Source organism: Zobellella denitrificans, from assembly GCF_002237365.1.
Classification (GTDB): Bacteria; Pseudomonadota; Gammaproteobacteria; order Enterobacterales; family Aeromonadaceae; genus Oceanimonas; species Oceanimonas denitrificans.
Window position 1 is genome coordinate 1 of the sequence record NZ_NMUO01000131.1, and the last position, 7,784, is coordinate 7,784.

At 68.1% G+C, this 7,784-nt stretch carries 8 protein-coding genes and 1 pseudogene; 1 reads left to right on the forward strand and 8 read right to left on the reverse strand.

Going from position 1 to position 7,784, the window contains the following annotated elements; genetic code table 11:
• On the reverse strand, positions 1-1,290 hold a 1,290-nt coding region (locus CGX12_RS18155; RefSeq protein WP_438273047.1), incomplete at its 3' end, for a ribonucleotide reductase barrel domain-containing protein.
• 238 nt (positions 1,291-1,528) lie between these two features.
• On the opposite strand from CGX12_RS18155, the gene CGX12_RS18160 reads away from it, so the two are divergent.
• Positions 1,529-2,164 (forward strand): phasin family protein, encoded by a 636-nt coding sequence (locus CGX12_RS18160; RefSeq protein WP_094041261.1) that lies wholly within the window; start codon positions 1,529-1,531, stop codon positions 2,162-2,164.
• A gap of 52 nt (positions 2,165-2,216) precedes the next feature.
• Here the strand turns inward: CGX12_RS18160 and phaR are convergent, their stop codons facing one another.
• The 7 genes and pseudogenes from phaR to CGX12_RS18195 all read right to left on the reverse strand — a co-directional run.
• Entirely contained in the window at positions 2,217-2,741 is a 525-nt protein-coding gene (gene phaR / locus CGX12_RS18165) for a polyhydroxyalkanoate synthesis repressor PhaR (RefSeq protein WP_094041263.1), read from the reverse strand.
• Between the two features lie 60 nt (positions 2,742-2,801).
• Positions 2,802-4,211, reverse strand: coding sequence for an ATP-binding protein (locus CGX12_RS18170; RefSeq protein ID WP_094041265.1), 1,410 nt, complete (start codon positions 4,209-4,211; stop codon positions 2,802-2,804).
• A complete protein-coding gene (locus tag CGX12_RS18175) occupies positions 4,211-4,876 on the reverse strand; it encodes a response regulator (RefSeq protein WP_094041266.1) in 666 nt (221 codons plus the stop codon). Before CGX12_RS18175 ends, CGX12_RS18170 begins: the two co-directional genes overlap by 1 nt.
• 32 nt (positions 4,877-4,908) lie before the next feature.
• On the reverse strand, positions 4,909-5,520 hold the full coding sequence (locus tag CGX12_RS18180) for a tetratricopeptide repeat protein (protein ID WP_094041267.1): 612 nt from the start codon (positions 5,518-5,520) through the stop codon (positions 4,909-4,911).
• Positions 5,517-6,326 (reverse strand): SDR family oxidoreductase, encoded by an 810-nt coding sequence (locus CGX12_RS18185; RefSeq protein ID WP_094041268.1) that lies wholly within the window; start codon positions 6,324-6,326, stop codon positions 5,517-5,519. The genes CGX12_RS18180 and CGX12_RS18185 overlap by 4 nt, the downstream gene beginning before the upstream one ends.
• The gene (locus CGX12_RS18190) at positions 6,313-6,975 is read right to left on the reverse strand and encodes an iron-containing redox enzyme family protein (protein ID WP_094041269.1); all 663 of its coding nucleotides are present in this window, start codon (positions 6,973-6,975) and stop codon (positions 6,313-6,315) included. The genes CGX12_RS18185 and CGX12_RS18190 overlap by 14 nt, the downstream gene beginning before the upstream one ends.
• Positions 6,972-7,628, reverse strand: a pseudogene (locus CGX12_RS18195) (AMP-binding protein); the annotation flags it as partial. The gene CGX12_RS18190 and the pseudogene CGX12_RS18195, both read right to left, overlap by 4 nt.
• Positions 7,629-7,784 lie beyond the last annotated feature (156 nt).

The window sequence follows — 7,784 nt, forward strand, 5'->3', positions numbered from 1 at the left end:
GGCCAGCTCCCGGGTCACCCGCTCGGTGAAGGCGACGGCCTCGGCCGAGCCGTAGCGCAGCCCCAGCAGGGCGAGGGCGGAACCCAGGCCCAGGTAGCCCATGCCGTGGCGGCGCTTGTCGGCCAGCTCCCGGCGCTGCTCGGCCAGGGGCAGGCCGCTGATCTCCACCACGTTGTCCAGCAAGCGGGTAAAGACCGCCACCACCCGGCGAAAGCGATCCCAGCCGAAGCGGGCCGCCGGGGTGAAGGGGGCCTCCACGAAACGGGTGAGGTCGACCGAGCCCAGCAGGCAGCTGCCGTAGGGGGGCAGGGGCTGCTCGCCGCAGGGGTTGGTCGCGCGTATGGTTTCGCAAAACCAGTTGTTGTTCAGCTCGTTGACCCTGTCGATCAGGATAAAGCCCGGTTCGGCATGGTCGTAGGTGGCGCGCATGACCTGCCGCCACAGGGCGCGTGCTTCGATGCGCCGGTAGATCCGGTGGGCCACCCGCTGCCGGTCGTCCTCCAGGTAGCCCTGGCCGAGCGGGCCGGCCTTCCAGCGGATCTGCTCCGGGTCGGCGGTGTCCAGCCGGTCCTGCGCCACCTCGGCCGGGGTGACCGGGAACAGCAGCGGCCAGTCCCTGCCTTGTTGCACCGCGTCGAGGAAGTCTTCGCCGATCAGCAGGGACAGGTTGAACTGGCGCAGCCGGCCCGGTTCGCGCTTGGCGTGAATAAAGTCGAGCACATCCGGGTGGGCGATGTCGAAGGTGGCCATTTGTGCGCCGCGTCGCCCGCCGGCGGAAGAGATGGTGAAGCACATCCTGTCGTAGATATCCATGAACGACAGCGGCCCCGAGGTGCTGGCCCCGGCGCCGGCCACGGGGGCGTTGCGCGGGCGCAGGGTGGAAAACTCGTAGCCGATGCCGCAGCCGGCCTTGAGGGTGAGCCCGGCCTGGTGCAGCTTGCCCAGGATGTCGTCCATGGTATCGGCGATGGGGCCGGAGACGGTGCAGTTGATGGTGGAAGTGCCCGGCCGGCAGGCCTGGGCGCCGGCGTTGGCCAGGATGCGCCCGGCGGGCAGGGCGCCCTGCTCCATCGCCCACAGGAAGCGCTGGTACCAGGTCTTGCGCAGGGCCGGCGTGGCCTCGCCATCGGCCAGGGCCCGGGCGACCCGGCTGAAGGTGGCGTGCATATCCTGGTCGAGCGGTTCGCCCCTGTCGTCCTTCAGCCGGTACTTGCCGTCCCAGATGTCGAGGGCGGCGGGCTGGTAGTCGACCAGGGGGCCGGCGGCGGTGATCATGGGCGGCTCCGTCATACGGGGGTCACATTTATTCAGTATCGATCCATTTTGCCGCTGCGGCCCCGGCTGATGCGGGGAAACGCCAGGAGAAACATCCCGGGCGCAGGGAATTGTGCGCTGCACAAAAAAGATCTTGTAAATGTTTTTTGTGCGGTGCAATAATGACCATGCGCGCCGAGAACCCTAGTGTGATGATGATTTCTTTGTTGGCGTGCAGGGCCTATGCCTTCCCATTCTTCAGGAGACGCTAACTATGTCATTGTTCAATTTTGAAAAACTGCAAAGTGCCCAACAAGCCAACCTGGCCCAGGTACAGGGCCTGAGCGGCAGCCTGTTCGCCAGCGTGGAAAAGCTGGGCCAGCTGCAGTCCAAGGCCTTCGCCGAGCTGAGCGCGGCCCAGTTCGACTATGTCGGCAAGCTGCTGGCGGTACGGGATCCCAAGGCTTTCTTCGAGCTGCAGACCGCCTTCTTCAGCCCCACCGCCCTGCTGGATCGCCAACTGGCGTTCAACAAGGAGCTGTTCGCCCTGGTGACCGGCGCCCAGCAGGAAGTGACCAAGTTCGGCGAGCAGCAAATTGCCGCCGGCAGCAAGCAGGTGGATGAGTGGGTCGAGCAGTTTGCCAGCAGCGTGCCCGCGGCCGCCGAGCCGGCGGTCACCGCCCTGAAGACCGCCGTCAGCAACGCCAACGACGCCTATGAAAGCGCCCAGAAGGCCGCCAAGGATGCCGCCGACATCGCCGACAAGGCCCTGAAGCAGGCCGCGGAAAGCTCCGAAAAGGCCGCCAAGCAAGTGGCCGAAGCGGCCGAGAAAGGCATCAATGCCGTGGCCGCCGTCGCCACCAACACCGCGACCGCCGCCAAGACCACCCGCGCCACCAAGGCCGGCTGACTAGACAACCAATAACAACAACGGGTTGTTATCTCGTTTGGGACGATAAGGATTATTCCTTATCGTCTTTTTTTTGTTCCTGGTTCTGGTCGTTGCCGCCCGGAAAGCCGCCGAACAGGCCGAACATGTTCTGGGTGTTGAGGTAGAGCTGGCGGGACTGCTCCACGTACTGGCGCATCAGCTCCTGCATCATGGGCACCTGGCTGTGCATGAACTCGGTCCAGGCCTTGGAGGACTGCATGCCGGCCTGGGTCTGGATGTCGATCATCGACTGGATGCTCTCTTCCAGGTAACTGCCCAGCACGCCCTGGAAGGGGCCGTAGAAGCGGATGATGTTCTTCAGCATGTCGCTGGAGAAGATGGGGTCGCCGTCGCTTTCCGCCTCCTGGATGATCTGCAGCAGTATGCTGCGGGTGATGTCTTCCCCGGTCTTGGCATCCACCACCTGGAAGGGCTCTTCCTCCTGCACCAGCCGGCGGATGTCGGCCAGGGTGACGTGGCTGCTGGTGTGGCTGTCGTACAGGCGGCGATTGGGGTATTTCTTGATAATACGGGCATCATCCTGGGGTTTGGACATGCGGCACGGGCTCTCGGCTGGCTTGGGGTTCGGGCAGTGTATCCCAATCACCGGCCGTGCTCAATTTGGCGGCGGGGCCGGCAGGGACACCTGCACCTGCAGGCCGCCCCCGGCGCGGTTGCGGATCTCGATACCGGCCTGATGCAGGCTGGCCGCCCGGCGGACGATGGCCAGGCCGAGCCCGGCGCCATCCCCCTGCTGGGGGTTGCCCCGGAAGAAGCGTTCCCATAGCCGGGGCAGCTGGGACTCGGGAATGCCCGGCCCGGTGTCGCCGATGGTGACCAGGTAATGCGCCGCCTGGCGTTCCAGCGTCACTGCTATGGTCCCGCCCGGGGGCGTGTAGCGGATGGCATTGTCGAGCAGGTTGCCGAACAGCAGCCCGAGCAGGACCGGCTGGCCCTGGCAGGGGGCGGCCGAGGCGGCGTTCAGGCTGAGCTGCTGTCCCTTTTCCAGCGCCAGCGGAGCCAGCTCCGCCACGGTATCGCGCAGCAGCCGATCCAGTTGCAGCGGGACCAGCTCCGCCGCCTGCTGGTTGTCGAGCCGGGCCTGGGTCAGCAGCTGTTGGATCAGCCGGTCGCTGCGGGCCAGGGCCTGCAATGCCTTGTGCAGCGACTGGTCCCGGCGGTCGGGCTCCCGGGCGGCGAGGGCGTTCTCCACATGGATGCGCAGCACCGCCAACGGGGTTTTCAGCTCGTGGGCCGCCTCGTCGGTGAACTGCTGTTCCCGCTCCAGGGTGTCGGCCAGGGCCTGCATCAGCCGGTTGAGTTCCCGGGTCAGGGGCTGGAGCTCCCGCACCTTGCCCGTGGGCAGCGGGCTCAGGTTGGCCGGGTGGCGCCGGCTGAGGCCCTGGGTTAGTTGGCGGAGCGGGCGCAAGCCCTGGGCGACCAGCCACCACAGCAACAGCAGCAGCAGCGGGAGCGACAGCAGGGCCGGCAGTATGGCGCGCAGGGCCAGCTTGCTGGCCAGCTCGCCGCGCACGTCGTCCCGTTCGGCCACCAGCAGCCAGCGGCCGTGCTCCGCATCCTGCAGGGTAAAGGTGCGCCAGTCGTGCCCCTGGCCGCTCACCATCATGAAGCCGGGCTGCAGGGGAGCTATCGGCTCGGTCGGGGCCTCGGGCGAGCGCAGCAGCAGCCGGCCCCGGGCATCCAGTAATTGAAAGTACAGCTTGCTTTCGTACTGGTGGCCAAAGGGGGTGGCTTCCCGGCCGTCGTCATCGTCACCCTGCGCGGAGTGCGGGTGTTCATCGTGCCAGTCCTTGTAAACGGCGCCGCCGTCCGGCGGCGCACCGGCGTGGCGCAAATAGTCGTTGAGCAGGCGCTGGGTGATGCGGGCCGACTGGGCCAGGCGGGCGTCGAACAGTTCCTCCAGTTCGTGGCTGGTGTCCAGGTAGCCGACCAGGGCGCTGGCGGCCAGGCTGATGCTGACCACCAGCAGCACGCCGGAAAGCAGGAAACGGCGGATGGAGCGCACTAATCCCGGCTCCGCTCGACGATATAGCCCACGCCGCGGATATTGCGGATAAGTTCGGGATAGAGCTTCTTGCGCAGGTGGTGGATGTGGACTTCCACCGCATTGCTTGCGGCGCCTTCGTCCCAGCCATAGAGGCGTTGTTCCAGCTGTTCCTTGCTGAATACCCTGCCTGCATTGAGTACCAGTTCCTGCAGCAGCTTGTACTCATGGGGCGTGAGCGATACCGGTTCGCCCTGGTAGTAGGCCTGGCGGGCGTCGGGGTGCAGCTCGAGCCGGCCGTGGCGGAGCACGGCATGCGCCTGGCCCTGTCCCCGCCGCACCAGGGCCCGCAGCCGGGCATGGAGTTCCTGCAGGGCGAAGGGCTTGACCAGGTAGTCGTCGGCGCCGCCGTCGAGGCCGCGCACCCGGTCGTCGAGCGCATCGCGCGCGGTGAGGATCAGCACCGGCAGGCCGTGTCCGGCCCGGCGCAACCGCTGCAGCAGTTGCTGGCCGTCGATGTCGGGCAGGTTCAGGTCGAGGATCAGGGCGGCGAACTCCTCGGCCCTGAGCGCCTCCAGCGCCGGCAGCCCCCTGGTCAGCCAGTCGACCGTGTAGCCGGCGGCGCGCAGGGCATCGACCAGTCCATCGCCCAGCATGAGATCGTCTTCTACCAGCAGGATTCGCATCGTCCGGCTCCGCTATCGGTTATCCGCTTACGTTAAAGCCTGGCGAGGCGGGCTTCAATCTCTTTGCGCCGGCCGGTATCGGCCAGCTCCCGGCCGGGCCGGGCCGGGGCCTGCAACGCCTTGTGCAGGTAGCTCCTGGCTTCCTCCTTGCGGCCCTGCCGCAGCAGGAAATCGCCGTAGAAGAAGTTGGGATCTATGCCCTGCGGGTTGATCCGCAGCGCCTGGCGCAACAGTTGCTCGGCCTTGTCCTTGTCGCCGAACCCGACCGGCCAGCCCGGCACCTGGTAATAGAGCGAGCCCAGGCTGGTATAGGCCGAGCCATCGAGGGCGCTGGCATCCTGCTGCAGCGCCTGCTCCAGGCGGCGGCGGGCGTCCTTGACCAGCCTGAGCGCACCCAGGCCGCCCTTGGCGCCGGCCCAGGTGCTCTTGACGATGGCCGACCAGATCAGCAGATCGGTGCGGGTCGGGTTGGCGGAGCTGGCCAGGTCGGCCCGGATGCTCAGCTGTTCCAGGCAGCCTTCCCGTTCCTCATCGGCCACCTGGTATTGGCAGCGGGCCCACTGCTCCTGTATGGGGTCGAGCTTGTCGGCGGCCTGGACGGGGGGCAGGGTGAGGGCGGCGAGCAATAGCAGGGTCTTGTTCATGGCGAAATCTCCTTGTCGGCGGGATGCCCGGCGTAACGGGCGATGGTGGCGCGCTGGCGGGCCAGGGCCCGGTCCAGCAGGGCGGGGAACAGGGCGTTGAGGCGCACCAGCAGGCGTTCGGGCCAGCCCAGCCAGCGGCGTTGCTGCTGTTTCTGCAAGGCCTGCAGTGCCTGGGCCGCGACCCATTCCGGGCTGTCGGTGTGGTTGCCCAGGGCGGTGTTGAGTTCGACCACCTGCGGGCTGTTCAGGGTGGTGCGGGTCGCCCGGGGCGCGAAGTACAGTACCCGGACGCCGCTGCCGGCCAGCTCCCGATCCAGCGCTTCGCTGAAGCCCCGCAATCCGGCCTTGCCGGCGCAATAAACGCTGTAGCCCGGGTAGCCGATGGCACCGAAGGTCGAGCCGATGTTCATGATGAGCCCCGGCCGGCGCAGGCAGGGCAGCAGGCTGCGGGTGAGCAGCACGGGCATGGTCAGGTTCAGGGTCAGCTGGTGGTGGATGTCGCCGGCCGGTTGGTCCTCCAGCCAGGCGAACCGGCTGGTGCCGGCGTTGTTGATCAGCAGATCCAGGCCGCCGGCGTCCCGCACCGCCTGGACTAGGCCGTCGACGGCGCCGGGCATGAGCAGATCGACGGCGATGATCCTGTGGCGGCCGCTGTCCGGCAACCCGGCCAGCAGCCGGTTGAGGCGCGGGCGATCCCGCCCCTGCAGCAGCAGGCGGGCTCCGGCCGCGGCCAGCTCCTGCGCCAGGGCCGCACCGATGCCGCCGCTGGCGCCGGTGAGCAGCACCGTCTTGTCATTCAGCTCCATCGGCCACCTCCAGGCTGCGCAGCATGTCGCCGTACAGGCGGTACACCACCCTGGCCGCATGCACTATGGCCTCCTGGTCTTCGACGGCGGTGACCCTGTCCATCAGGCCGGCGAAGAAACACAGGTGTTCCTGATCCAGGGCGCCGTGGGAGCTCAGGTAGCTCATGGCCTGCTCCGGCAGCTTCAGCCCCTGCCTGAGCTGCCCGGCCACGGTCAGGGCGATGGCCACGCTGGTGCCTTCCAGTACCTGCACCATGCCGAACAGCGCCATCGGATTGTGGCGATCGATCTGGTGGTAGAGGAAGGCCACCATCAGCTCGATCGCCTGTCCGGGCCGGCCCTGGCGCACCGTCTCGGCGTCGCCGCCGCAGGCGCGGAGGTCGTTCAGGATCCATTCCTGATGGCCGTATTCCTCCGCGATGTATTCCACCAGGGCCTGGCGCACCCACTCGTGGGATGCGGGCATCCGGGCGCCGGCCGCCATCAGCAGCGGCACCGTATGGGAGACGTGGTGGTAGGCCTGGGCGAGAAAGGCGCGATACAGGCCGAGGGAGACCTCGCCGCGCTGGCAGGCGGCGATCACCGGGGCGCTCAGCAGGTATTCCCGCTCGGCGGCGGTGGCCTGTTGCAGGTATTGATAAAAACTCATGGAGAGACTCCTGTCAGTCGGTGGAGATGGTCGGCAAAGGCCTGGCGGATGGCGTCGCGCCGGGGCCGGCCGTTGGCGGTAAGCAGGCCGCGGGCGGCCAGGGACGGGCTGGGCACCAGCCAGTGATGGATGCGGGCGTAGTCGGGCAGGCGGCGGTTGAGGTCGGCGATCTGGCCGGCCAGTTCGTCTTCCCGCCCGGCCGCCGGCCGGATCAGCGCCACATTGGCGGGCAGGCCGTCACCGATGATCACCAACTGGTCGATGGCCGGGCAGCCCTGGGCTTCGGCCTCTACCCATTCGGGGGAGAAGTTGCGGCCGAAGGCGGTGATCTGCACGTTTTTCTTGCGCCCGGTGAGCAGCAGAAAGCCGTCGTCATCGAGCCGGCCCAGGTCGCCGGTGGCGATGTCGCCGCCCGCCGTGGGCGGGGCGCCCAGGTAGCCGAGCATGGCGCCGCCACGCACATGGATTTCGCCATCGTCGGCGATACGCACCCGCAGGTGGTCCAGGGGGCGGCCCACCGTGCCGGTCTTGTCCCGGCCCGGGGCGTTCAGGGCCACCACCGAACCGCATTCCGACAGGCCGTAGCCCTCGTAGGCGGGAATGCCCAGGCGGCGGGCGGGGCCCGCCCCGGCTTTTGCCAAAGGGCCGCCGCCTGGGCACTTCCCCCCACCCGGGGGACGGGCGTGCCGGACGCGGGTCGGGGGTGGCCCTGGACGGCCCGGGGCCGGACGAAGACCGGCCGGGCGGGCGCCCCCAGTGCCACCCTGCCGCCGGGGCGCGCGCGAGCGGGCGACATCCGCGGGCGTGGG